The following is a 22,653-nucleotide window of genomic DNA, read 5'->3' as shown; positions in this document are numbered from 1 at the left end:
ACGCGTTTCCTACGATGCTGCCATGACGCTCCCGATGACCGCATCGACCTCTCTGGCCCGTTGGGAGCGGCGCACCCAAGGCCCGCTGCTGGCGCTGGCCGTGCTGTTCGCGATCGCCTACGCCATACCGATCGTGGCGCCGACTGCCGCGCGGGACGTGCTCACCGCGTGCCATGTCACCAACTGGGTGGTGTGGGCCGCCTTCGCCGCCGACTATCTGGTCCGCCTGTGGCTGGCCGAGGAGCGGCTGCGGTTCGTACGCGGCAATCCGCTGGCGCTGCTGGCCGTGGTGCTGCCGCTGGCGCAGCCGCTGCGCCTGCTGAAGCTGGTGTCGATGCTGTTCCTCGCCGGGCAGCGGGCGCGGATGGCGTCGCAGGTACGGGTGACCACGTACGTCGCGGGGTCGTGCCTGGGACTGCTCGTCTTCGGTGCGCTGGCCGTGCTGGAGGTGGAGCGGGGCGAGCCCGGTGCCTCCATTCACACCCTGGGGGACGCGGTGTGGTGGGCGTTCACCACGATGACCACCGTGGGGTACGGGGACATGGCACCGACCACCGGCCTGGGTCGGATCCTGGCGGTCGGGCTGATGCTGTCCGGGATCGCGCTGCTCGGTGTGGTGACGGCGAACATCGCCGCCTGGTTCATCGCACGGTTCGACAAGGACGACGTCGAGGAGCGGCGCCAGACCGAGGCGATCCGGGAGCTGACCGACGAGGTGCGGGCGCTGCGCGGGGAGTTGGCGGCGCTCAAGGGGACCCCGGCCGAGTAGCGGGCACGAAGGTGGGCCCCCGGTTCCGTCGCCGGAGGCCCTTCCCTCGCCGCACTCGGGTCAGAACATGCCCATGCCCGGTGTGGCCGCTCCGGACAGCCAGATGATGGCCAGGAGCGTGTCGATGGCGCCCAGGACCAGGGCGATCACGGCCGCGGTGGGGCGTGCGCCCGACCATGCGCGGCCCATGGCGAGCCAGCCGCAGACCATCGCGGCGGGACCGAGAACGATCCCCAGCACGAAGAAGCCTGCAACGGCGCAGATGACTCCGATGAGTTCGAGCGTCGCGCGATCCGTCCCGGTCCGTGACCACGTCCGGCCACGTGAGCGGGGGTGCCTGCGCGTACCTTGTCCGAAGCTCGCCATCATCAACTCCCGTAAACCCTCGGTCGGTTGGGTTCGATTCGGGTACGACATGGCGAGTACCCCGTAGTCGCGCTTCAATCCCTCTGCCCGCGCGCTGCCCCCCTCCGGCAGCGCGCCGCAGCGTCCGCCCTCCATGCCCTGCGGAGGACTTGACCCACTGTGACCTGCGGCGCGTGCCGGAGGGGAGGGTTCGGCGGTTGTGTTCACCCGGATAGGCGAACAAGCCGCCGGGGAGCGTCAGATGTGCGCCGCGCCCGCGCCGGCCTCCGCGTTCTCGCCGCGCTTGGTGAGGAACGCGACGAACACGGCGACGGCCGCCACGCCCGCGGCGGTCAGGGAGGCCAGGCTCATGCCGTCGATGAACGTGGTGTGCGCGACCTCGGTGATCTTCGCGGCGATCTGCTCGGGGGTGCCCTCGGGCACCGGGGCGCTGCCCTGCTGAACGGCCAGCGCCGCCTGCTCGGACTGGGCCGGAGTGAGCGGCGGCAGCCCCGCGTCCGCCCAGTTACCGGCGAACTCGTTGTCGACCTTGGACGCCATCACGGCGCCCAGCACGGCCGTACCGAGACTGCCGCCGATCTGCATGGCGGCCTGCTGGAGACCGCCCGCGACACCGGAGAGCTCCATCGGGGCGTTGCCGACGATGACTTCGGTCGCGCCGACCATGACCGGCGCGAGGCCGAGGCCCAGCAGGGCGAACCAGACGGACATGACGCCGCTGCCCGTGTGCGCGTCCAGCGTGGACATGCCGTACATGGCGATCGCAGTGAACGCCATACCGCCGGCGAGCGGGATGCGGGGACCGAACTTGGTGATCATCACGCCGGCGAGCGGCGAGCCGACGATCATCATGCCGGTGAGCGGCAGCAGGTGCAGACCGGCGTCGATCGGGCTCATGCCGTGCACGTTCTGGAGGTAGAACGTCACGAAGAACAGGCCGCCCATGAAGGCGATGGCCATCAGGACCATGAGGACGACACCCGCCGACAGCGGGACGGAGCGGAACAGCCCCAGTGGGATCAGCGGCTCCTTCACCTTCGTCTCCCAGACGGCGAAGAGCCCGAAGCCGACGACCGAGGCCACGATGAACGCCCAGGTCTTCACATCGCCCCAGCCCCACTCGGGGGCCTTGATCAGGGCCCAGACGAGACAGAACATCGCGCCGGACAGCAGGACGATGCCGAGGAGGTCGAAGGAGCGCGGGGCGTTCTCGGCGCGGTGGTCGAGCAGGATCAGCCCGCCGAGGACGACGGCCAGAATGCCGACCGGCACGTTGATGAAGAACACCGACTGCCAGTTGACGTGCTCGACGAGCACGCCGCCGAGGATCGGGCCGCCGGCGGTGGACGCGCCGATGACCATGCCCCAGATGCCGATGGCCATGTTGAGCTTCTCGGCCGGGAAGGTGGCCCGCAGCAGGCCGAGCGCGGCCGGCATCAGCAAGGCGCCGAAGAGGCCCTGGAAGACGCGGAAGACGATGACCGCCGTGATGCCCTGGGACAGCCCGATGGCGGCCGAGGAGGCGGCGAAGCCCGCCACACCGATGAGGAAGGTCTGCCGGTGACCGAATCGGTCACCGAGCTTGCCCGCGGTGATCAGGGAGACGGCGAGGGCGAGGAAGTAGGCGTTGGTGATCCACTGGAGATCCGACCATGAGGCCCCCAGGTCCTTGCCGATCGCCGGGTTGGCTATGGCCACGATGGTGCCGTCGAGGGCCACCATCATGACCCCCACAGCGACGGTGATGAGGGTGAGCCAGGGGTGCCCTCGCAGCCCCTTGCCCGGCGTCGCGTCGGATGGCGCCGGTTCCTTGCCCCCCGGCCCCGTCGTGTCGATGGTGGTCTGACTAGTCATACCGCGAGGCTAATGACAGCCACTGACAATTGACAAACCGATTCACTAGTCGGTAACTGACACGACATCCCCGTATAGCCTGAACTGGGAGAACACTTCAGACGAGAGGCACGTTTTGAACCTGCGCGAACGCAAGAAGCGGCGCACCCGGGACGCACTGCTGCGGGCCGCGCTGGAACTCTTCGCCACGCGCGGGTACGAGGAGACGACCGTCGACGACATCGCCGCCGCCGTGGACGTCTCGCAGCGCACCTTCTTCCGCTACTTCGCCGGCAAGGAGGAGACGGCGTTCTTCGTGCCGCGTCTCGCGGAGACGCTCGTCGTCGAGGCGCTGCGCACGCGCCCGCCGGGCGAGGTGCCGCTGGAGGCGCTGCGCCGGGCCGTGCTGGAGAGCTGGGACGCGATCAACGAGGCCGTCGAGGAGCTCGTGCCGATCGAGCTTCACCTGCGCGTCTACCGGGTGATCGAGTCGACGCCCGCGCTGCTCGCCGCCCATCTGCGGCGCTCGGCGGAACTGGAGGAGCAGCTCGCGTGCATCATCGCCGAGCGCGAAGGGCTCGACGTGAACGCGGACCCCAGGCCCCGGATCGTCGTCGCCCTCTTCGGCGGGGTGATTCGCGTCACCGAGCGACTGTGGTCCGCGGGGGACGACATCAGCATCGACGGCATGCGCGAACTGACCACGACATACCTGGACCAAGTGGGTCCCGCACTGGCCGGGAACTGGCATGCGGAACCATCCCCCTAGCACATACACCGAAACGTGATCCCGGTCACTTGGTTAACGCGAGACCCTCTCGTTCTCCTAGTGTGTCCTTTCAGTGACTTCCTTCGACACCTCCCCGCAACTGAACGTCTGGCGCGCACTGCTCGCCCTGGCCGTCGTCTTCGTGATGCTGGCGACCACCGGCTGGACGGCCCTGCGCAGCCAGCGGGGCGCCACACCGCTCCAAGCCTCGCTCACCGCCTGGGAGCACGGCCGGATCGGCGGACACCGGCTTCCGGACCCGCAGTCCGAGCCGACGAGGCTGGCCCGCTTCTTCGCCTCGCTCACCGAGCAGGACCGTACCTTCCTGGTGCGCAAGTACCCGCTCGCGGTGGGCAACATGAACGGCGCGCCGGTCGAGCTGCGCTACCGCGCCAACCATCTCGCGCTCACGAAGGCGCGCAGGGTCGAGCGGGAACGCATGCACGACAAGCGTCTCACCGCGGCCGGACAGCACGAGGCCGGGCGCAGGATGCACCGCTTCGGGGACCTCTTGGAGAAGGGCCGTCACATCCTGGCCTTCGACCCGGAGGGCTCGGGCCGGGTGGCGGAGGTCTTCGGCGACCTGCGCGAGGCGGAGCGGGTCTCGGTCGTCGTCCCCGGTGTCGACACCGACCTGCTCACCTTCCAGCGCACCCACCGCGAGTACGCGGCGCCGGTCGGCATGGCCAAGTCCCTGTACGCGGCCGAGCGGCAGGTGAGCCCCTCGACCCGTACGGCCGTCATCGCCTGGGCGGACTACACGGCGCCCAGCGGACTCGGCATCGACTCGGCCACGGCGATGCGTGCCGAGGAGGGTGCCGTACGGCTGAACGCGCTGGTGCGGGCGCTGCCGGGCAGCTCGCCGGTCTCGCTGTTCTGCCACAGCTACGGCTCCGTGGTGTGCGGCGTGGCCGCCTCCGCGCTGCCGGGCCGGGTGTCCGACATCGCGGTGGCCGGCAGCCCCGGCATGCGCGTCGAGAAGGCCGCCCAGTTGCAGACCGGCGCCCGGGTGTGGGCGATGCGGGACTCCGACGACTGGATCCAGGACGTGCCCTACCTGGAGCTCGGCGGGCTGGGTCATGGAGCCGACCCGGTGTCCGCCGGGTTCGGGGCGCGGGTGCTGTCGGCGGCCGGCGCGAAGGGGCACGCGGGCTACTTCGAGCCCGGGACGGCAAGTTTGTTCAATTTCGCAGAGATCGGCGTTGGCGCATACCGCTCGGTGCACTGCGCGCACGAAGACGGCGTCTGCCGTACCGGTTTGTCCGGCACGGCGGCGGCCTGACGCGCGTAGAGACGAAGAAGTTGCGGTCTGCTCGGCAGGGGGACGGAGGAGCGCGTGCCGCATACGATGAGCCGCATGGGTGACGTACTGGCCGGATTTCATGCCGCCTGGGAGTTCGAGTCCGACTCCGTGCTCATCCGCTACGAACGAGGGATTCGAACACCCAAGCTCTTCCAGGCCCTCGGGGAACGCCGTGTGCCACTGGAGGCGATCGCCGGGGTGACACTGACCCGCGGGAAACGCGGCACCGTCGTGCTGCGCGTCGAACCGCGCCCCGGGGCGGACCCGTTGATGGAGGCGGCCGCCGGGCAGTTGAAGGAGAGCGGCGACCCCTATCGACTGGTGCTGCCCGCCGAACGCGAGGTGCTCGCCGAGTACTACGCCGACGAGCTGCGTACGCTGCTGACCGAGTCCGGGCCGGCGGACCGGTTCCTCGTGAAGCCGCCCGAGGGGCCGTTGTCCTTCAAGGCGTACGACGGGAAGGCGACCTTCGACGGACGCACCGTGAACTTCCGGTGGTTCTGGACGGGGGCGTCGTCGGCGAAGTGGAAGGCCGGCGACCAGAGCTTCTCCGTCGGGGAACTGAACGGGGTGGAGTGGCGCTCGCCGGAGGTGTTCGAAGGGCATCTGCGGTTGCTGCGGCGGGACGAGACGGCGGGGCCCGCCTCACAGGCCGACCAGGATCCGGCCGCGGTGGTGTTCGGGCTCGGGTACGGGCCGGTGCACGAGTCGCTGCCGTTCGCCGCCGCGGTGTTGGCGGCGGTGCGGACGTCGAGTCCGGTGGCCGCCGTGCCCGCGCCGCGGCGTGATCCCGCGGACATCGCCGAGCGGATCCGTCACCTGGGCGAGTTGCACCAGGCCGGATTGGTGACGGATGAGGAGTTTTCGGTCAAGAAGGCCCAGTTGTTGGCGGAGCTTTAGGGGTCCTTTCACTATGAGCGTCCGATCAGGTCGCGTGGTCTGGTGCCGTGCATCGCAAGGCGCCGGAGCGGCCTCGATGGGGGTCCCCCCTGTTCGAGCGAAGCCGAGAGCTTGGGGGAGGAGCCACGTGGGCGTTTCGGCAACGCGGCGAGGTGCGGTGCCAGACCACGCGACCCGGACGGGCATAGCGAAAGGACCCCTTAACGTCTGCGGGGTGCTGCGCGCCGGCGGGTGCGGGCCGTATGCGGCCGGTCGCGCCCACCCGGCGGAGCCGCAAGTCGATACGGCCCCGCACCCCTGAAGGGGCGCTCCCCTACTCCCTGCCCGCCGAGGTGAACGCCATGTCCGCGTAGCGGTTGCCCGCCACCTGGGCCGCTATGCCGTCCAGCAGGTCCAGTTGCTCGTCGGTCAGGACGATCCTGGTCGCCGCCGTGTTCTCCTCCACCCGGGAGGGCTTGCGGGTGCCCGGGATCGGGACGACCGGGAGGTCGTGGATCGACGCCTGCTGCTGGGTCCAGGCCAGGGCGATCTGACCGAGGGTCGCGTCATGGGCCTCGGCCACCGAGCGGATCAGCTCCAGCAGGGTCGCGTTCGCCGTGGCGTTGTCGCCCGTGAAGCGGGGCTGCTGACGGCGGAAGTCGCCGGTGCTCAGGTCCTGTTCGGCGTTGGTGAAGGAGCCGGTGAGGAAGCCCCGGCCGAGGGGTGAGTACGCGACGAGGGCCACGCCCAGCTCACGGGCCGCGGGGACGACGTGCCTCTCGATGTCCCGGCTGAACAGCGACCACTCCGACTGCACGGCGGCGATGGGGTGGACGGCGTGCGCGGCCCGGAGTTCGTCCGCCGTGACCTCGCTCAGGCCGAGGTGCTTGACCTTGCCCTCGCGGACCAGGTCGGCCATCGTGCCGACGCTCTCCTCGATCGGCACGTTCACATCGCGCCGATGCATGTAGTAGAGGTCGATGGCATCGACGTCCAGGCGCTTCAGGCTCGCCTCGACGGCCTGGCGGATGTAGGGCGGGTCGTTGCGGATGACCCGGCGGGTGGGGTCGTCCGGGGGGATCGACAGGGCGAACTTGGTCGCGATGACGACCTCGTCGCGGTGGGCCTTGAAGAACGGCGACAGGAACCGCTCGTTCTCACCGGCCCCGTACGCGTCGGCCGTGTCGTAGAAGGTGACGCCCAGCTCGAGCGCCCGGTCCAGCGTGGCGCGGGACGCGTCGGCGTCCGAGGGGCCGTAGCCGAAGCTCATGCCCATGCAGCCCAGGCCCTGGACGCTCACCTCGGGACCGTTCTCGCCGAGCTTCGCCGTCGTGATCCTGCCGTCCGTCATCGGGACCTCTCCGACGCCAGGCCGTGCCCGGCGTCCGCGTAGAAACTGATCTTCCGGTCGAGCACGGCGAGCGTGCCCCGGAGTTCGTCGATCCTGGCCAGGACGTCCTCGCGGGTCGTCTTGAGCAGCTGGAAGCGCTCGCCGTAGGTGTGGTCGCCCTCGCGGACCAGTTCCGCGTACCGGACCATGTCCGCGACCGGCATGCCCGTCAGGCGGAGCTTGCCGACGAGGTCGAGCCAGTCGAGGTCGCGGTTGGTGTAGCGGCGCTGTCCGGTGTGGGACCGGTCGATGTGCGGCATCAGGCCGATGCGCTCGTACCAGCGCAGGGTGTGTGCCGTCAGGCCGGTGAAGGCGACGACCTCGCTGATCGTGTAGTGGTCGTCGCCGTCCGGGCGCCGGTTCTGCTGCGGCGTGCCGGCGCAGGTGTCGATCCTGGTCCCCGTGGTCTCCATCACCGTCATGCCCCCAACGCTAGAACCTTGGAGTGCGCTCCAAGCAAGCGCCGACGGTAAGAAATCGGCAGGACCCTTCCTGATCCGGATGGTCGGCGTACGGACTCGTGAGTCCTGTACGTCGCGCCCGGCCCGCCGACGCCTAGGAGGTCCTGCGCCCCGCGACTCGTGAACCGGACGGGTTCCGGCCCGGGCCCTCCCCCTTGCCGGAGCCCACGCTCTGAGCGCATAGGCTCGAACGCATGTCGCTGAAGAGCCTCGCCCTGATCGAGAACTGGCCGGTTCCCACCGCTGCGGCGGGTGCCGTACGAGCGGACGGCACCGTCCTCGGCACCCACGGGCCGGCCGGGCAGCGGTTCCCGCTCGCGTCGGTGACCAAGCCGCTGGCCGCCTACGCGGCGCTCGTCGCGTACGAGGAGGGGGCCGTCGAGTTCGACGAACCCGCGGGTCCCACCGGGTCGACGGTCCGGCACCTGCTCGCGCACACCTCGGGACTCGCCTTCGACGAGCACCGGGTCACGGCCCCGCCCGGCGAGCGGCGGCTGTACTCCAACGCCGGCTTCGAGCAGCTGGGCGACCATGTCGCGAAGGCCACCGACATCCCGTTCGGGGAGTACCTGCGGCAGGCCGTGCTGGAACCGCTGGGCATGACCTCGACGGCCCTGGAGGGCTCCCCGGCCAAGGACGGGGTGTCGACGGTCGAGGACCTGCTGCGGTTCGCCGCCGAGGTGCAGGCCCCGCGACTGCTGGATCCCCGCACGGTCGCGGAGGCGATGACCGTGCAGTACCCGGGCACCAAGGGCGTCCTGCCGGGGTACGGCCACCAGAACCCCAACGACTGGGGGCTCGGCTTCGAGATCCGCGACTCCAAGTCGCCACACTGGACGGGCTCGTCGTCCTCGCCGCGCACCTTCGGGCATTTCGGGCAGTCGGGAACGTTCCTGTGGATCGACCCGGACGCGGGCGCGGCCTGCGTGGCGCTGACGGACCGGGCGTTCGGACCATGGGCGATCGAGGCGTGGCCGGCGTTCACGGACGCGGTGCGGGCCGAACTCTGAGGGACTTCTGATGGTCCTCCACGGTCCACCAGAAGCCCCCTAACGCTGCCCCATCTCCCAGATCAGCAGCTCCGCCCGGGTCGCGGCCTCGGCCTCCAAGCCCTTGGCGTCCGTGATCCGGGCCGCGTCGCCGGGGCCCAACTCCTCGCCGTCCAGGCGGATGTCGCCGCGGACGACGTGCACGTACGCGTACGCCCCGTCCGGCACGGCCGTCCGCTCCCCGGGCCCGAGGCGCCGCACGTGCAGCATCGCGCCGGCCTCCGGGACGGCGTAGGGCGTCGAGTCGGCGATGCCGCGGACGACCTCGTAGAACGGGTCGCCGCCGGGCCGGAGCGGGGCCAGCCACATCTGGATGAAGGTCAGCGGCTCCGGGCCGTCGTTGCGCTCCACGTGCCGCACGCCGCCCGCCGAACCGAGCCGCTGCACATCGCCGTGCCGCACGACCGACTCGTGCCCGGCGGAATCCCGGTGGGTCAGCTCCCCCCGCACCACCCAGGTCACGATCTCGGTGTGGCTGTGCGGGTGCTCGTCGAAGCCCGCCCCGGGCGCCAGCCGCTCCTCGTTGCACGCGAGCACCGCGCCGAAACGGAGGTTGTCCGGGTCGTAGTGAGGCCCGAAGGAGAAGGCGTGCCACGTCTCGATCCCTGCGGCCGAATCCCCTCCGGGGTAGCGCTCGCCCGCGCGCCTCACGTCCATCACGGAGTCCACCGTAGACCCGGCGGCCCACCTTCCCGTCCGGATAAGGCAGTCTTGTCCCGTGCCCGAACCCGAAACCGGTAAGAACGAAGCCGCAGCCCACGACGTCCATCCGCATGCCGCGACGCTGAAGCGGCTGGAGAAGTCGTCGGGATCGCTCGCCGCGCAGGCCATCGCGCGAATGGACGAGACGCTGCCCTGGTACCGGGCCATGCCCCCGGAGAACCGTTCCTGGATCGGTCTGGTCGCGCAGGCGGGTATCGCCGCGTTCACCGAGTGGTTCCGGCGTCCGGACGCCCCGCAGGCCATCTCCACCGACGTGTTCGGCACCGCGCCGCGGGAGCTGACCCGGGCGATCACACTGCGCCAGACCGTGGAGATGGTGCGCACCACCATCGAGGTCATGGAGAGCGCGATCGAGGAGGTCGCGGCCCCCGGTGACGAGCGGGTGCTGCGCGAGGCCCTGCTCGTCTACGCGAGGGAGATCGCCTTCGCCACGGCCCAGGTGTACGCGCAGGCCGCCGAGGCTCGGGGTGCGTGGGACGCCCGGCTGGAGTCCCTGGTCGTGAACGCCGTCCTCAGCGGCGAGGCCGACGAGGGGGCCGTGTCGCGGGCCGCCGCCCTCGGGTGGAACTCGCCGGAGCACGTGTGCGTGGTCCTCGGGACGGCCCCCGACGGGGACAGCGAACTGACCGTCGAGGCCATACGGCGGGCGGCCCGGCACGCCAAGCTCCAGGTGCTCACCGGCGTGCTCGGCGACCGGCTGGTCGTCATCGCGGGCGGCAGCGACAACCCGCTGGCCGTCGCCAAGTCGCTCATCGGCCCGTTCGCCGCCGGGCCGGTCGTGGCGGGCCCGGTCGTGCCCGACCTGCAGGCCGCGACCCGGTCCGCACAGGCCGCCGCGGCCGGGCTGAAGGCGTGTTCCGCCTGGCAGGACGCCCCGCGCCCGGTCCTGGCCGACGACCTGCTCCCGGAGCGGGCGATGGCCGGTGACCCCTCGGCGCGTGACCAACTGGTGGAGGAGATCTACAGACCGCTCGAGGAGGCCGGGGCCGCGCTCCTGGAAACCCTCAGCGTCTATCTCGAACAGGCGAGCAGTCTGGAGGGCGCCGCCCGGATGCTGTTCGTCCATCCCAACACCGTCCGCTACCGGCTTCGACGTGTGACTGACGTCACCGGTTGGTCACCCTCCGATGTACGCTCTGCGTTCACACTGCGGATAGCGCTGATCCTGGGGCGTCTGGTCGATGGAGATCTTCAGCCCTAAGGTTTTGTCGGGGGTCGACAAAACCCCCTCGTGTTCTTCGTCCTTGTCCCCACGGGCGGCCGTGCCCGTCTCCAAGAGAGAGTGTGAGAGTGCTCGTACTCGTCGCTCCCGGCCAAGGCGCTCAGACGCCCGGCTTCCTGACCGAATGGCTCGACCTCCCCGGTGTTCGCGGTGCCCTCGAGGCCTGGTCGGACGCCGTGGGACTCGATCTGATCCGTTACGGCACCGAGGCCGACGCGGAGGAGATCCGCGACACCGCGGTGGCGCAGCCGCTGCTGGTCGCGGCCGGACTGGCGTCCGCGCACCTGCTCTTCGACGACCCGGCCGACCTGCACGGGAAGGTCGGTGCCGTCGCCGGGCACAGCGTCGGCGAGTTCACCGCCGCCTCGCTCGCCGGGGTGCTCCCGCAGGAGGACGCCCTCCGCCTGGTCCGCACCCGCGGGCTCGCCATGGCCGAGGCCGCCGCCGTCACCGAGACCGGTATGGCCGCGCTGCTGGGCGGCGACCCCGCCGTGACGGTTCCGCACCTGGAGAAGCTGGGCCTGACGCCGGCGAACATCAACGGCGCGGGCCAGATCGTCGCGGCCGGCACCAAGGAGCAGCTGGCCGCGCTGGAGGCGGACAAGCCCGAGGGCGTGCGCAAGGTCGTCGCGCTGAAGGTCGCCGGCGCGTTCCACACGCACCACATGGCCCCAGCGGTCGACACACTGGCCAAGGCCGCCGAGGCCCTGGCGCCCGGCGACCCGAAGCTCACTTGCGTCTCCAACAAGGACGGGCAGGCCGTCGCCGCCGGCACCGAGGTGCTGGAGCGTCTGATCGGCCAGGTCGCCAACCCCGTCCGCTGGGACCTGTGCATGGAGACCTTCAAGGAGCTCGGCGTCACGGCCCTGATCGAACTGTGCCCCGGCGGCACCCTCACGGGCCTCGCCAAGCGGGCCCTGCCCGGCGTGAAGACGCTGGCCCTGAAGTCCCCCGCCGACCTCGACGCGGCTCGCGAGCTCATCGCCGAGCAGAGTGCCTGAGAAGGAGCCCGAGAGCATGGCGAAGATCAAGCCCAGCAAGGGCGCCCCGTACGCGCGCATCCTCGGTGTCGGCGGCTACCGCCCGACCCGGGTCGTGCCGAACGAGGTGATCCTGGAGACGATCGAGTCGTCCGACGAGTGGATCCGCTCGCGCTCCGGCATCGAGACGCGGCACTGGGCCTCCGACGAGGAGACCGTCGCCGCGATGTCGATCGAGGCGTCCGGCAAGGCCATCGCGGACGCGGGTATCTCCGTCGAGCAGATCGGCGGCGTGATCGTCTCGACCGTCTCGCACTTCAAGCAGACACCGGCCGTCGCCACCGAGATCGCCGACAAGCTGGGCACCGCCAAGGCCGCCGCGTTCGACATCTCGGCGGGCTGCGCGGGGTTCGGTTACGGCCTCACGCTCGCCAAGGGCATGGTCGTCGAGGGCTCGGCGGAGTACGTCCTGGTGATCGGTGTCGAGCGGCTGAGCGACCTGACCGACCTGGAGGACCGGGCGACGGCCTTCCTGTTCGGCGACGGTGCCGGCGCGGTCGTGGTCGGCCCGTCCCAGGAGCCCGAGATCGGCCCGACCGTGTGGGGCTCGGAGGGCGACAAGTCCGAGACCATCAAGCAGACGGTGCCGTGGACGGACTACCGCGACGGGACGGTCGAGAAGTTCCCCGCGATCACCCAGGAAGGCCAGGCGGTGTTCCGCTGGGCCGTGTTCGAGATGGCGAAGGTCGCCCAGCAGGCGCTGGACGCGGCCGGGATCAGCGTGGACGACCTGGACGTCTTCATCCCGCACCAGGCCAACGTGCGGATCATCGACTCGATGGTGAAGACGCTGAAACTGCCGGAGCACGTCACGGTCGCCCGTGACATCCGCACCACCGGCAACACCTCGGCCGCCTCGATCCCGCTCGCGATGGAGCGGCTCCTGGCGACCGGAGAGGCGAAGAGCGGCGACACCGCGCTCGTCATCGGCTTCGGGGCGGGTCTCGTCTACGCCGCGACTGTCGTTACCCTCCCCTAGGCACTCCGTGCCGGATCATGCGATCCGGTGCGGGCCCGAACACCTGCCACACCCTCTGAATATCTACGAAGGAGCGCCGACATGGCCGCCACTCAGGAAGAGATCGTCGCCGGTCTCGCCGAGATCGTGAACGAGATCGCCGGCATCCCGGTTGAGGACGTCCAGCTGGACAAGTCCTTCACCGACGACCTGGACGTCGACTCGCTGTCCATGGTCGAGGTCGTCGTCGCCGCCGAAGAGCGTTTCGACGTCAAGATCCCCGACGAGGACGTCAAGAACCTCAAGACCGTCGGTGACGCGACCGACTACATCCTCAAGCACCAGGGCTGATCAACCGATCAGGCCTCTGGGCTGACTGCCCCGCCACCCGGCGGTGGCGCCGCTTAATCCTCGGATCCGTTGGAGAAAGAATTCCCGTGAGCTCGACCAATCGCACCGTGGTCGTCACCGGTATCGGCGCAACCACACCGCTGGGTGGCGACGCAGCCTCTACCTGGGAGGGCCTGATCGCCGGACGTTCCGGCGTCAAGGCCCTGGAGCAGGAGTGGGCGGCCGACCAGGCCGTCAAGATCGCGGCCCCGGTCGCCGTGGAGCCGACCGAGGTCATCCCGCGGCCGCAGGCCCGCCGACTGGACCGCTCGGCCCAGTTCGCGCTGGTCGCGGCCAAGGAGGCCTGGGCCGACGCCGGTTTCGAGGCGAAGGCCGGCGAGGACCCGGCCGTCGACCCCGACCGGCTCGGCGCGGTCATCGCCTCCGGTATCGGCGGCGTGACGACGCTGCTCGACCAGTACGACGTGCTGAAGGAGAAGGGCGTCCGCCGCGTCTCCCCGCACACCGTGCCCATGCTGATGCCCAACAGCCCGTCGGCCAACGTGGGACTGGCCGTGGGCGCCCGGGCGGGCGTGCACACGCCGGTCTCCGCCTGCGCCTCGGGCGCCGAGGCCATCGGCTACGCCATCGAGATGATCCGCACCGGCCGCGCCGACGTGGTCGTCGCGGGTGGCACGGAGGCGGCGATCCACCCGCTGCCCATCGCCGCGTTCGGCAACATGATGGCGATGTCCAAGAACAACGACGACCCGCAGGGCGCCTCACGCCCCTACGACACCGCCCGCGACGGTTTCGTCCTCGGTGAGGGCGCCGGTGTCGTGGTCCTGGAGTCCGCCGAGCACGCCGCGAAGCGCGGCGCCCGGGTGTACGCCGAGGCGGTCGGGCAGGGCATCTCCGCCGACGCGCACGACATCGTGCAGCCGGAGCCGGAGGGGCGGGGCATCTCGCACGCCCTGCAGAACCTGCTGGACCGCAACGACCTGGACCCGGCGGAGATCGTGCACGTCAACGCGCACGCGACGTCCACGCCGGCCGGGGACATCGCCGAACTGAAGGCGCTGCGGAAGGTGTTCGGCGACGACGCCGACCACTTCGCGGTGTCCGCGACGAAGTCGATGACGGGGCACCTGCTGGGTGGTGCCGGTGGTGTCGAGACGGTGGCGACCGTGCTCGCGCTGTACCACCGGGTGGCTCCGCCAACCATCAACGTCGAGAACCTGGACCCGGAGGCGGAGGCGAATGCCGATGTCGTCCGTGGTGAGGCCCGGAAGCTGCCGGTCGAAGGCCGGATCGCCGCGCTGAACGACTCGTTCGGGTTCGGCGGTCACAACGTGGTGCTGGCGTTCCGGACGGTCTGACTCTCTGAGCGTCGCAATGGCCCGGACCCCCAGTGGGGTTCGGGCCATTCACCGTTTTGTTTCGCGTTGGGTGCCGGGTGCGGGTTCGTGGGGGGCTGGTCGCGCCCACGCGGCGGAGCCGCATATCGAAAGAGCCCCGCGCCCCTGAAGGCCTCAGACCACCTGGTGGAGCCAGCGGACCGGGGCGCCTTCGCCCGCGTAGCGGAAGGGCTCCAGTTCGTCGTCCCAGGGCTTGCCGAGGAGTTTGCTGAGCTCGGCCTCCAGGTCGGTCTCGCCGCGCTGCGAGCGCTTCAGGGCCGCTCTGAGCCGGTCCTCGGGGATGAGGATGTCGCCGTGGATGCCGGTGACGGCGTGGTAGATGCCCAGGTCGGGGGTGCAGCTGTAGCGCTCGCCCTCGGCTGTGGCGCAGGGTTCCGCGGTGACCTCGAAGCGCAGGAGGTGCCAGCCGCGGAGCGCGGAGGCCAGCTTGGACGCGGTGCCCGCCTGGCCCTGCCAGGAGAACTCCGAGCGCCAGGTGCCCGGCGCGGCCGGCTGACGGATCCAGTCCAGGCTGACGCGTGTGCCGAGCACCCCGGCGATGGCCCACTCGACGTGCGGGCACAGCGCGCGCGGCGCGGAGTGCACGTACAGAACTCCACGTGTCGTCACCGGAACCTCCGGGCAGAGCGGGACATGGTGCAAGGGCGGAACGGCTGTGACCGGGCGGGTCACGTTGATGGCGAGGCTACCGTGCGGTGGCGCACGTGGTGTGACGTACGGTCGGTCCAGGTGCCGGGAAACGCCTGCCATTCACCCAGGGGGACGCTTGTACGGGTGTGAGCCGTTGCACCTGAGGGGTCGGGAACCCTCGTGCGTTGTTATGGGTTGGGGAGACAGGCACGGCGTGGCGAGGGGAATGGACCAGGGATGCGGAAGCGGGGCCGTCGTACACGGGGCGTTCTGGCCGTCGTCACGGCGGCCGTGCTGGGGGTTGCCGGGTGTGATGCCGTGGGGGGCGATTCCGCCGCCCCGTCCGAGCCCGCGAAGCCGTCTCCGAAGCCCACGCCCCTCTGGGACCGCAGCCCGGGTTCCGTCGCGGCCGTCGGTGACTCCATCACGCGCGCGTTCGACGCCTGTGAGGTGCTGTCGGACTGTCCGGAGGCGTCCTGGGCGACGGGTGGCAGTCCCGAGGTCGACTCGCTCGCGGTGCGGCTGCTGGGGAGGGCCGGGGCCGCGCAGCGGAGCTGGAACTACGCCGTGAGCGGGGCCCGGATGGCCGATCTGCCCGGGCAGATGGCCCGGGCGGTGGGGCGGAAACCGCAGTTGGTGACGGTGATGGTCGGGGCGAACGACGCCTGCCGGTCGACGCCCGCGGCGATGACTCCGGTCTCGGCCTTCCGTAGCGACTTCGAGGACTCTCTGCGCTCCCTGCGCAAGGCGCTGCCCAAGGCGCAGGTGTTCGTGGCGAGCGTGCCGAACCTGAAGCGACTGTGGTCGCAGGGCCGTACCAGCCCGATGGGCAAGCAGGTGTGGAAGATGGGCATCTGCCCGTCGATGCTGGGCGACCCGGACGCCCTGGACTCGGCGGCCACCCTGCGGCGGGACACGGTGCAGAAGCGGGTGGAGGACTACAACAAGGTCCTGAGGGAGGTCTGCGCCGAGGACAAGCGGTGCCGCTACGACGGGGGCGCGGTGTACGACTACCGCTTCGGCACCGCCCAGTTGAGCCGCTGGGACTACTTCCACCCCAGCGTGAACGGACAGGCCCGGCTGGCCGAGATCGCGTACCGCACCGTCACCGCGAAGAGGCCCTGACCCGGGCGCTGGCCTAGAGTTCCGCACATGAACGAACTCTTCGGAACACTTTCCGACGGGACCCCCGTGCACCGCTGGACCCTGGAGCGGGCCGGTGTGCGGGTGCGCGTCCTGTCGTACGGCGGGATCGTGCAGTCCGTGGAGGTGCCGGACCGGGAGGGCCGGGCCGGGGACGTGGTGCTCGGGTTCCCGGACTTCGAGGGGTACCTCGCCCACCCGGAGCCGTACCTCGGCGCCCTGGTCGGGCGGTACGCCAACCGGATCGCCGGTGGCCGGTTCGCCCTGGACGGGCGGACGTACGCGCTGGAACCGAACAACGGGCCGAACTCGCTGCACGGTGGGGCTCGCGGCTTCGACAAGCGCGTGTGGGACGCGGAGCCCGTCGAGCACGGGGTGCGGCTCACGAGGGCCAGCCCGCACGGCGAGGAGGGCTTCCCGGGGCGGCTGGAGGTCTCGGCGACGTACACACTCGACGAGAGCGGTGCGCTGCGGATCGCCTACGAGGCGGTGACGGACGCGCCGACCGTGGTGAACCTGACCAACCACAGCTACTTCAACCTGGCCGGTTCCGGTGACGCGGGCGGCCATGAGCTGCGGCTGGCCGCCTCCCGGTACACGCCGGTCGACGCGGACCTGATTCCCGCCCCCGGTGCTCCGCGGGAGGTCACCGGAACGCGCTTCGACTTCCGCGAGGCCCGCAAGACCGGCTCCGGCTACGACCACAACTTCGTGCTCGACAAGGGTGTGACGGACACTCCCGTGGAGGTCGCCGAGCTGCACGACCCGGCGTCCGGGCGGGTGCTGACGGTGGCGACCACCGAGCCGGGCCTCCAGCTGTACACCGCCGGCCACCTGGCCGAGCCCTTCGCGCCCGGCGACGGCATCGCGCTGGAGACCCAGCACTTCCCCGACTCACCGAACCGGCCGGAGTTCCCGACGACGGTGCTGCGGCCGGGCGGGGTGTTCCGCTCGGAGACGGTGTACGCGTTCGGCACCCGCTGAGGGGGCCCGTGACGGACCTGGTGCCCCGGTCCGGGGGTCAGGTCCCGGACCGGGGCCGCTGGGTGGGGAAACCCGTCCCGGTTCAGACGTTAATCGTGGCGGTGATCCTGCGACCCGCGATCGAGCCTCCGAAGTGGATCTCGTACGAACCCTTCACAAACGACCACGAGCCGGTCGCTTTATCCCAGATCTCGAAAGCACGGCGCGACAAGGGCCCCTGAGCCCCGCCCATGGCGTGGACCACACCCGTCACGCGATACTGCGGTCCGTCCGGCACCGACCCCCCACCGCGACGGAAGGCCCGAACACCCTTGAACTCCATACGCGTTCGCCTCGGCGTCCTCGGCCTCGCCCTGCTGACCGGTTTCACCACCCCGACGGCCGCGAGCGCCGCCCCGGCGGCCCCCTCCCCCACCGTCGAGGAGCAGCGGCTCGGCAGAGCCGCCCCGCAGGAGATCCTGCGCCGCTCCGGATTCGACACCGTGGCCCCGCGGCTGGCCCGGGAGCTGGAGGCGGCCCGCACCTACGGGGAGGCCCGCCGGGCGGTCACACGCGAGGGCACGCGGCTGTGGCAGCGGGCCGTCGACCGGGCACAGGGACGCGGGCCGGCCGGCGGGGACATCAGCCGGGACGACGACCGGCCGCTGTACTGGGCGCGGCTCGGTATGACGCGTGAAGTGCGCACCTGGGAGCCGGACTTCGGTCTGACGGGCGGACAGCGGGCCGCGCTGCTGGACGAGCTGGAGCGCACCTCGCGCGGCCAGAGCGCCATCCGGTATCCACACGGAAAGGCCCTGAAGCGGATCCTGCTCACCGGTTTCGACCCGTTCACGCTGGACCAGGACATCCGGATCTCCAACCCCTCCGGCGCCACCGCGCTGGCCCTCGACGGCACCGTGATCGCGACGGCGGACGGCCCGGCCCGGATCGAGACGGCCGTCTTCCCGGTGCGCTGGCAGGACTTCACCGAGGGCACGGTGGAGCGGGCCCTGCGGCCGCACCTGCCGGAGGTCGACCTCTTCACGACGGTGAGCCAGGGGCGGGTCGGGCGCTTCGACATCGAGCGGACCAACGGGGCCTGGCGGGGCGGCTTCGGGGACAACGACAACATCGGCCGCACCGGGACCGTGCCGGTGACCGACCCGGCCACGCAGCCGCAGTGGACCACGACCACCCTGCCGCACACGGCGATCGTCGCCGCGGACACCGGCCGCTTCCCCGTCTACGACAACACCGAGGTCACCGAGATCCCGGCCGGCGCCACCGAGCCCGTCGTACGCCCCGACGGTCCCACCCCCGGCTCGACCGCACGCGAGGGCGGCGGCGGGGACTACCTCTCCAACGAGATCGCCTACCGGGCGACGCTGCTCCGGGACCGGCTCGGGCTGCGCGACAGGCTGCCGGGCGGGCATGTGCACACGCCGGTGCTGCAGTTCGGGGCCGGGAACACCACCGAGGTCACCGATCCGGAGTTCGTGCGGAACCGGCTGGACATCATCGCCCAGGTGAGGGCGATCCTGAGGGTGGCTTCCGAAGGGTCGTAGCGGCCTGGTCGCCCTCCTCGCCGCCCTCTCGGATCTCCTCGTCCAGCAGGTCACGGGCCATGAGGGTGGCGCCCGCGACCGCGCCCGGCATCAGGAACACCGCGACGAACGGCACCAGGAAGGCCACGGCGAGCGGCGTGCCGAAGCCCCAGACGAGGGTCTTGCGGGAGCGCAGCAGGGCGAGGCGGGTGCGCAGTTCGACGCTGCGGCGCTGGAGGGCGACGGCGGTCAGTTCCTCGGTGAGGAAGAACCCGGTGACGACGACCCCGATCACCGGGACGACCGTCTGCCCCACCACCGGGATGAAGCCGCACCCGAACAGCAGCACACCCCACAGGGCGGCCCGCAGCACGATGCGGAGGCTGTCGCGGGCGGAGATCCACAGTTCGTGCCAGAGCGGCAGCCCCGACTCGGGGGCGTGCCCGTCCGGGGACACGTCACGGTCGACCTTCTCGGAGAGGTTCTCGTAGAAGGGCTGCCCGATCAGCAGGGTCATCGCGGTGAAGGTCACGACGGCGAGGAGCAGGGAGAGGGCGAACAGAACGGCGGTCAGGAAGCCGCGGAAGAGGCCGGCCCACGGGCTCGACCAGTCGTCGGCGAAGGGCGTCGCCCAGGTCACGGCGTCCTCGCCCCACAGCGCCAGCGCGACCAGCACCGCCGCGTACAGGACGAGGGTGATCAGGCCCGGGAGCAGGCCGAAGCCGTAGCTCCTGCCGTGCCGGGCCACCCACCGCTGGCCCTTCAGGAGGTACCGGAAACCTGCCCCTAGATCGCGCATGGAGAAACCCTATCGGGACAGGCCGGGCGCTCCCCGACAGGGCCGTACGGGGCTTCGGTGACGCCAAGGCGCTCTCGTTGCCGTTGAGTCGAACCGGTACACCTCGCCGTACCGATCTCAGGAAGCCCCGGTGGAGGCACGCGTGCGCACCACGAGGTGGAATTCCCGCAGGTGGCGAGGGCATTGTTCACAGTGGCACACAGCGCTTCAGTTGAGGAGAGCGGATGACGCAGGAGATCCACGGCACCGTGGCGGACGGCTTCGAGGCGGTGCGCGAGGAGTTCGCCGCGTTCGTGGCCGGTGAGCGAGCCGACTACGAGGGGCAGCTGTGCGCCTACGTCCACGGCCGGAAGGTCGTCGACCTGTGGGCGGGGACCGGCGCGGACGCCCTCTACGGTGTGTTCTCGTCCACGAAGGGCGCCGCCTTCCTGGTCGTGGCTCTGCTCGTCCAGGACGGCACGCTCGAACTGGACCGCAAGGTGACGTACTACTGGCCGGAGTTCGCGGCCGAGGGCAAGGGCGCCCTGACGGTGCGGGATCTGCTGGCGCACCGGGCGGGCGTGGTCGGTACCGACACCGGCTTCACGCTCGCGGAGCTGGCGGACGACCGCCAGCTCGCCGAACGCCTCGCCGACCAGCGGCCGTTCTGGCGCCCCGGCACGGCGTTCGGCTATCACGCGCTGGTCGTCGGCGCGCTGGCCGGCGAGGTCGTGCGCCGTGCGACGGGCCGCACGCTCCAGGAGGTCTACCAGGAGCGGATCCGGACGCCGTACGGCCTGGACTTCCACCTGGGCCTTCCCGCGCCCGAGGAACCGCGCTTCCGCGGCACCCAGCCGATGGCCCCGACCCCGGAGCAGCAGGCCGTCCTGGACGCCACGCCCACCGGCCGGCACTCGCTGGCCTCGATCGCGTTCAACGGCAACGCGGCGGAGCCGACCGACCTCGTCTCCCTTCCGAACATGCCGCTGATCCGCGCCAAGGGCCCGGCGTCGGTGGGCGGGGTGGCGTCCGCACGGGGCCTGGCGGGGATGTACGCGGCGGCGATCAGTGAGGTGGGTGAGCAGCCGGCGCTGCTGAAGCCGGACACGGTGGCGGAGTTCGGCCAGTTCCACTCGGTCGGCTACGACCTGGTGGCCCGGGCCCACAGGTCGTTCGGGCTCGGCTTCCAGACGACGGCTGACACGTGGTACCCGTTCCTCGGCGCCGGGACGATCGGGCACGGCGGCGCGGGCGGCTCCCAGGCCTTCGCGGACCCGTGGAGCGGCGTCGCCTACGGCTACACCCGCCGCCGGTTCCCCTTCCCGGGCGGGGCGGCACCGGAGAACGGCCGCCTGGCTCTTGCGGTCCACACGGCGGCGCTCGCCCTCTGAGGGGTCCTTTGCCCGGACACGGGCGGAGGCCGCACCCCACGTCCAGGGGTGCGGCCTCCGTGTACGCAACGACTGAGATCAGACCAGCGTCACGGTGATGTTGCCGCGGGTCGCCTTCGAGTAGGGGCAGACGCCGTGGGCCTTCTCGATCAGGGAGCGGGCGGCCCCCCGGTCCACCTTGGGGATGTCGGCGGATATCTCGACGATGATCCCGAACCCGTCCCCGTTCTTCCCGAGGCCGACCTTGGTGGTGACCGTCGAACCGGTGAGGTCGGCACCCGTTTCACGGGCGACGACGCCGAGAGCTCCCTGGAAGCAGGCGCTGTAGCCGGCGGCGAACAGCTGCTCCGGGTTGGTGCCGGCGCCGCTGCCGCCCATCTCCTGCGGCGGGTTGACGACGACGTCGAGCCTGCCGTCGTCGGTGGCGACCCGGCCGTCGCGCCCGTTCTCGGCGGTGGCGACGGCGGTGTACAGGACGTCGGACTGCTGGATCGGCATGCGGTTGTGTTCCTTCGGTGGTCCGCCGCGGCTCGCGCCCGGGCCGAGCGGATTCGGAAAAAACTTACCGCATACCGAAAGTAGGCAGAAGTCGTCAGAGCTTGACGAACATCAGAGCTTGACGATCATCTTCCCGGTGTTGTCGCCGCGCAGAACGCCCAGGAACGCCTCCAGGTTGTTCTCGATGCCCTCGACGACGGTCTCGCGGTACTTCAGCTCGCCGGACGCGACCCAGGGGGCGACCTCCTGCACGAACTGCGGCTGCAGGTCGTAGTGGTCCCCGACCAGGAAGCCCTCGATGCGGCCGCGGGTCGCGATCAGACGGGCGAGGTTCTTCGGGCCCGGGGCGGGCTCGGTGTTGTTGTAGACGGAGATCATGCCGCAGACGGCGATCCGGCCGCCCTGGTTGAGGGAGCCGATGGCCGCCTCCAGGTGGTCGCCGCCGACGTTGTCGAAGTAGACGTCGATCCCGTCCGGGGCGGCTGCGCGCAGCTGCTTGCCGACGGGCCCGTCCTTGTAGTTGAAGGCGGCGTCGAAGCCGTACTCCTCCGTGAGGAGCTTCACCTTCTCGTCCGACCCGGCGGAGCCGATGACCCGCGCGGCGCCCTTCAGCTTGGCGATCTGCCCGACCTGGCCGCCCACGGCGCCCGCGGCACCGGACACGAAGACGGTGTCGCCCTCCTTGAAGGCGGCGGTCCGCAGCAGGCCCGCGTAGGCGGTGAGGCCGGTCATGCCCAGCACACCCAGGTACGTCGACAGCGGCGCGGCCTCCGCGTCCACCTTCACGGCGTTCTTCGCACCGACGACCGCGTACTCCCGCCACCCGAAGAAGTGCAGCACGTGATCCCCGACGGACAGGCCCTCGGCGTTCGAGGCCACGACCTCGCCGACGGCACCGCCCTGCATGACCTTGCCGAGCTCGAAGGGGGCGACGTAGGACTTCGCGTCGCTCATCCGGCCGCGCATGTACGGGTCCACGGAGAGGTACTTGTTCCGGACGAGGACCTGTCCCTCACCCGGCTGCGGGACCTCCGCCTCGACGAAGGCGAAGTCCTCGGGCTTCGGCCAGCCGACGGGGCGGCTCGCCAGGTGCCACTCACGGCTTACGGCGGGGAGGGTGGGGGTGTCGGTCATGATGCGCCTTACCTCACTGGCTCGATGCGGATGTTTCAGTAACTGAAACAACCATGCTCCTG

23 protein-coding genes are annotated in these 22,653 nt (G+C 70.8%); 14 read left to right on the top strand and 9 right to left on the bottom strand.

All coding sequences use genetic code 11. The annotated features are described in order from the left end of the window. Positions 1-22 precede the first annotated feature (22 nt). Complete coding sequence (locus ACFY9S_RS03480; protein ID WP_391122239.1) at positions 23-769, top strand: ion channel; 747 nt, start codon at positions 23-25, stop codon at positions 767-769. A gap of 60 nt (positions 770-829) precedes the next feature. Here ACFY9S_RS03480 and ACFY9S_RS03475 read toward each other — a convergent pair whose 3' ends face one another. Further along, entirely contained in the window at positions 830-1,138 is a 309-nt protein-coding gene (locus ACFY9S_RS03475) for a small hydrophobic protein (protein ID WP_391122949.1), read from the bottom strand. Between the two features lie 234 nt (positions 1,139-1,372). Continuing rightward, a complete protein-coding gene (locus ACFY9S_RS03470; RefSeq protein WP_391122236.1) occupies positions 1,373-2,989 on the bottom strand; it encodes a DHA2 family efflux MFS transporter permease subunit in 1,617 nt (538 codons plus the stop codon). 115 nt (positions 2,990-3,104) lie between these two features. Here ACFY9S_RS03470 and ACFY9S_RS03465 point away from each other — a divergent pair, with 115 nt between their 5' ends. The 3 genes from ACFY9S_RS03465 to ACFY9S_RS03455 all read left to right on the top strand — a co-directional run bounded on the left by ACFY9S_RS03465 (position 3,105) and on the right by ACFY9S_RS03455 (position 5,940). Then, positions 3,105-3,737 (top strand): TetR family transcriptional regulator, encoded by a 633-nt coding sequence (locus ACFY9S_RS03465; protein ID WP_245936307.1) that lies wholly within the window; start codon positions 3,105-3,107, stop codon positions 3,735-3,737. A gap of 73 nt (positions 3,738-3,810) precedes the next feature. Continuing rightward, positions 3,811-5,019, top strand: a complete 1,209-nt coding sequence (locus ACFY9S_RS03460; RefSeq protein ID WP_391122232.1) for an alpha/beta hydrolase — start codon at positions 3,811-3,813, stop codon at positions 5,017-5,019. Between the two features lie 66 nt (positions 5,020-5,085). Then, positions 5,086-5,940, top strand: a complete 855-nt coding sequence (locus ACFY9S_RS03455; RefSeq protein ID WP_391122946.1) for a DUF4429 domain-containing protein — start codon at positions 5,086-5,088, stop codon at positions 5,938-5,940. Between the two features lie 313 nt (positions 5,941-6,253). On the opposite strand, the gene ACFY9S_RS03450 is transcribed toward ACFY9S_RS03455, so the two are convergent. Both ACFY9S_RS03450 and ACFY9S_RS03445 read right to left on the bottom strand, forming a co-directional pair. Continuing rightward, positions 6,254-7,270, bottom strand: a complete 1,017-nt coding sequence (locus ACFY9S_RS03450; protein WP_391122229.1) for an aldo/keto reductase — start codon at positions 7,268-7,270, stop codon at positions 6,254-6,256. Continuing rightward, positions 7,267-7,731, bottom strand: coding sequence for a MerR family transcriptional regulator (locus ACFY9S_RS03445; protein ID WP_102908934.1), 465 nt, complete (start codon positions 7,729-7,731; stop codon positions 7,267-7,269). The genes ACFY9S_RS03450 and ACFY9S_RS03445 overlap by 4 nt, the downstream gene beginning before the upstream one ends. A gap of 233 nt (positions 7,732-7,964) precedes the next feature. Between ACFY9S_RS03445 and ACFY9S_RS03440 the strand changes: the two genes are divergently transcribed. After that, complete coding sequence (locus tag ACFY9S_RS03440) at positions 7,965-8,780, top strand: serine hydrolase (RefSeq protein WP_391122226.1); 816 nt, start codon at positions 7,965-7,967, stop codon at positions 8,778-8,780. Between the two features lie 39 nt (positions 8,781-8,819). Here ACFY9S_RS03440 and ACFY9S_RS03435 read toward each other — a convergent pair whose 3' ends face one another. Then, positions 8,820-9,479 (bottom strand): pirin family protein, encoded by a 660-nt coding sequence (locus ACFY9S_RS03435; protein ID WP_391122223.1) that lies wholly within the window; start codon positions 9,477-9,479, stop codon positions 8,820-8,822. 58 nt (positions 9,480-9,537) lie between these two features. Here ACFY9S_RS03435 and fasR point away from each other — a divergent pair, with 58 nt between their 5' ends. The 5 genes from fasR to fabF all read left to right on the top strand — a co-directional run bounded on the left by fasR (position 9,538) and on the right by fabF (position 14,471). Beyond that, on the top strand, positions 9,538-10,743 hold the full coding sequence (gene fasR, locus ACFY9S_RS03430) for a fatty acid biosynthesis transcriptional regulator FasR (RefSeq protein WP_102908936.1): 1,206 nt from the start codon (positions 9,538-9,540) through the stop codon (positions 10,741-10,743). Positions 10,744-10,832: 89 nt separating this feature from the next. Beyond that, a complete protein-coding gene (locus ACFY9S_RS03425; protein ID WP_391122218.1) occupies positions 10,833-11,765 on the top strand; it encodes an acyltransferase domain-containing protein in 933 nt (310 codons plus the stop codon). A gap of 16 nt (positions 11,766-11,781) precedes the next feature. Next, positions 11,782-12,783 (top strand): beta-ketoacyl-ACP synthase 3, encoded by a 1,002-nt coding sequence (locus ACFY9S_RS03420; protein WP_391122215.1) that lies wholly within the window; start codon positions 11,782-11,784, stop codon positions 12,781-12,783. A gap of 81 nt (positions 12,784-12,864) precedes the next feature. Then, positions 12,865-13,113: an acyl carrier protein gene (locus tag ACFY9S_RS03415; RefSeq protein WP_003989952.1), complete on the top strand. Its 249-nt coding sequence runs from the start codon at positions 12,865-12,867 to the stop codon at positions 13,111-13,113. A gap of 86 nt (positions 13,114-13,199) precedes the next feature. After that, on the top strand, positions 13,200-14,471 hold the full coding sequence (gene fabF / locus ACFY9S_RS03410) for a beta-ketoacyl-ACP synthase II (RefSeq protein ID WP_391122212.1): 1,272 nt from the start codon (positions 13,200-13,202) through the stop codon (positions 14,469-14,471). A 153-nt stretch (positions 14,472-14,624) separates the two neighbouring features. Here fabF and ACFY9S_RS03405 read toward each other — a convergent pair whose 3' ends face one another. After that, complete coding sequence (locus ACFY9S_RS03405) at positions 14,625-15,119, bottom strand: DUF3145 domain-containing protein (RefSeq protein WP_102908941.1); 495 nt, start codon at positions 15,117-15,119, stop codon at positions 14,625-14,627. A gap of 258 nt (positions 15,120-15,377) precedes the next feature. Here ACFY9S_RS03405 and ACFY9S_RS03400 point away from each other — a divergent pair, with 258 nt between their 5' ends. From ACFY9S_RS03400 to ACFY9S_RS03390, 3 genes are all read left to right on the top strand, one after another. Beyond that, a complete protein-coding gene (locus tag ACFY9S_RS03400; protein ID WP_391122209.1) occupies positions 15,378-16,265 on the top strand; it encodes an SGNH/GDSL hydrolase family protein in 888 nt (295 codons plus the stop codon). Positions 16,266-16,292: 27 nt separating this feature from the next. Next, entirely contained in the window at positions 16,293-17,267 is a 975-nt protein-coding gene (locus ACFY9S_RS03395; RefSeq protein ID WP_391122206.1) for a galactose-1-epimerase, read from the top strand. 311 nt (positions 17,268-17,578) lie between these two features. Next, positions 17,579-18,811 (top strand): pyroglutamyl peptidase, encoded by a 1,233-nt coding sequence (locus ACFY9S_RS03390; RefSeq protein ID WP_391122203.1) that lies wholly within the window; start codon positions 17,579-17,581, stop codon positions 18,809-18,811. Here ACFY9S_RS03390 and ACFY9S_RS03385 read toward each other — a convergent pair. Further along, positions 18,762-19,589 carry an EI24 domain-containing protein gene (locus ACFY9S_RS03385; protein WP_391122200.1) on the bottom strand — a complete coding sequence of 276 codons (828 nt, stop codon included), beginning with the start codon at positions 19,587-19,589 and terminating at the stop codon, positions 18,762-18,764. The genes ACFY9S_RS03390 and ACFY9S_RS03385 overlap by 50 nt on opposite strands. Before the next feature lie 224 nt (positions 19,590-19,813). On the opposite strand from ACFY9S_RS03385, the gene ACFY9S_RS03380 reads away from it, so the two are divergent. After that, positions 19,814-20,959 (top strand): serine hydrolase, encoded by a 1,146-nt coding sequence (locus ACFY9S_RS03380; RefSeq protein WP_391122197.1) that lies wholly within the window; start codon positions 19,814-19,816, stop codon positions 20,957-20,959. A 78-nt stretch (positions 20,960-21,037) separates the two neighbouring features. Here the strand turns inward: ACFY9S_RS03380 and ACFY9S_RS03375 are convergent, their stop codons facing one another. Both ACFY9S_RS03375 and ACFY9S_RS03370 read right to left on the bottom strand, forming a co-directional pair. Then, positions 21,038-21,457, bottom strand: coding sequence for an Ohr family peroxiredoxin (locus ACFY9S_RS03375; RefSeq protein WP_391122195.1), 420 nt, complete (start codon positions 21,455-21,457; stop codon positions 21,038-21,040). A gap of 111 nt (positions 21,458-21,568) precedes the next feature. Then, the gene (locus ACFY9S_RS03370) at positions 21,569-22,591 is read right to left on the bottom strand and encodes an NADP-dependent oxidoreductase (protein WP_102913366.1); all 1,023 of its coding nucleotides are present in this window, start codon (positions 22,589-22,591) and stop codon (positions 21,569-21,571) included. Positions 22,592-22,653: the final 62 nt, after the last annotated feature.

Source organism: Streptomyces sp. NPDC012474, assembly GCF_042955185.1.
In the GTDB taxonomy this organism is placed as follows: Bacteria; Actinomycetota; Actinomycetes; order Streptomycetales; family Streptomycetaceae; genus Streptomyces; species Streptomyces cahuitamycinicus.
This window is presented reverse-complemented; position numbering and strand designations above follow the sequence as displayed.

Excerpts from the sequence above, each read along its gene's own strand:
- ACFY9S_RS03470 (WP_391122236.1), bottom strand. The coding sequence starts at position 2,989 with ATGACTAGTCAGACCACCATCGACACGACGGGGCCGGGGGGCAAGGAA.
- ACFY9S_RS03370 (WP_102913366.1), bottom strand. The coding sequence starts at position 22,591 with ATGACCGACACCCCCACCCTCCCCGCCGTAAGCCGTGAGTGGCACCTG.
- ACFY9S_RS03395 (WP_391122206.1), top strand. The coding sequence starts at position 16,293 with ATGAACGAACTCTTCGGAACACTTTCCGACGGGACCCCCGTGCACCGC.
- ACFY9S_RS03455 (WP_391122946.1), top strand. The coding sequence starts at position 5,086 with ATGAGCCGCATGGGTGACGTACTGGCCGGATTTCATGCCGCCTGGGAG.
- ACFY9S_RS03475 (WP_391122949.1), bottom strand. The coding sequence starts at position 1,138 with ATGATGGCGAGCTTCGGACAAGGTACGCGCAGGCACCCCCGCTCACGT.
- ACFY9S_RS03440 (WP_391122226.1), top strand. The coding sequence starts at position 7,965 with ATGTCGCTGAAGAGCCTCGCCCTGATCGAGAACTGGCCGGTTCCCACC.
- ACFY9S_RS03380 (WP_391122197.1), top strand. The coding sequence starts at position 19,814 with ATGACGCAGGAGATCCACGGCACCGTGGCGGACGGCTTCGAGGCGGTG.
- ACFY9S_RS03450 (WP_391122229.1), bottom strand. The coding sequence starts at position 7,270 with ATGACGGACGGCAGGATCACGACGGCGAAGCTCGGCGAGAACGGTCCC.
- ACFY9S_RS03420 (WP_391122215.1), top strand. The coding sequence starts at position 11,782 with ATGGCGAAGATCAAGCCCAGCAAGGGCGCCCCGTACGCGCGCATCCTC.
- ACFY9S_RS03375 (WP_391122195.1), bottom strand. The coding sequence starts at position 21,457 with ATGCCGATCCAGCAGTCCGACGTCCTGTACACCGCCGTCGCCACCGCC.
- ACFY9S_RS03385 (WP_391122200.1), bottom strand. The coding sequence starts at position 19,589 with ATGCGCGATCTAGGGGCAGGTTTCCGGTACCTCCTGAAGGGCCAGCGG.
- ACFY9S_RS03480 (WP_391122239.1), top strand. The coding sequence starts at position 23 with ATGACGCTCCCGATGACCGCATCGACCTCTCTGGCCCGTTGGGAGCGG.
- ACFY9S_RS03400 (WP_391122209.1), top strand. The coding sequence starts at position 15,378 with ATGCGGAAGCGGGGCCGTCGTACACGGGGCGTTCTGGCCGTCGTCACG.
- ACFY9S_RS03415 (WP_003989952.1), top strand. The coding sequence starts at position 12,865 with ATGGCCGCCACTCAGGAAGAGATCGTCGCCGGTCTCGCCGAGATCGTG.
- ACFY9S_RS03445 (WP_102908934.1), bottom strand. The coding sequence starts at position 7,731 with ATGACGGTGATGGAGACCACGGGGACCAGGATCGACACCTGCGCCGGC.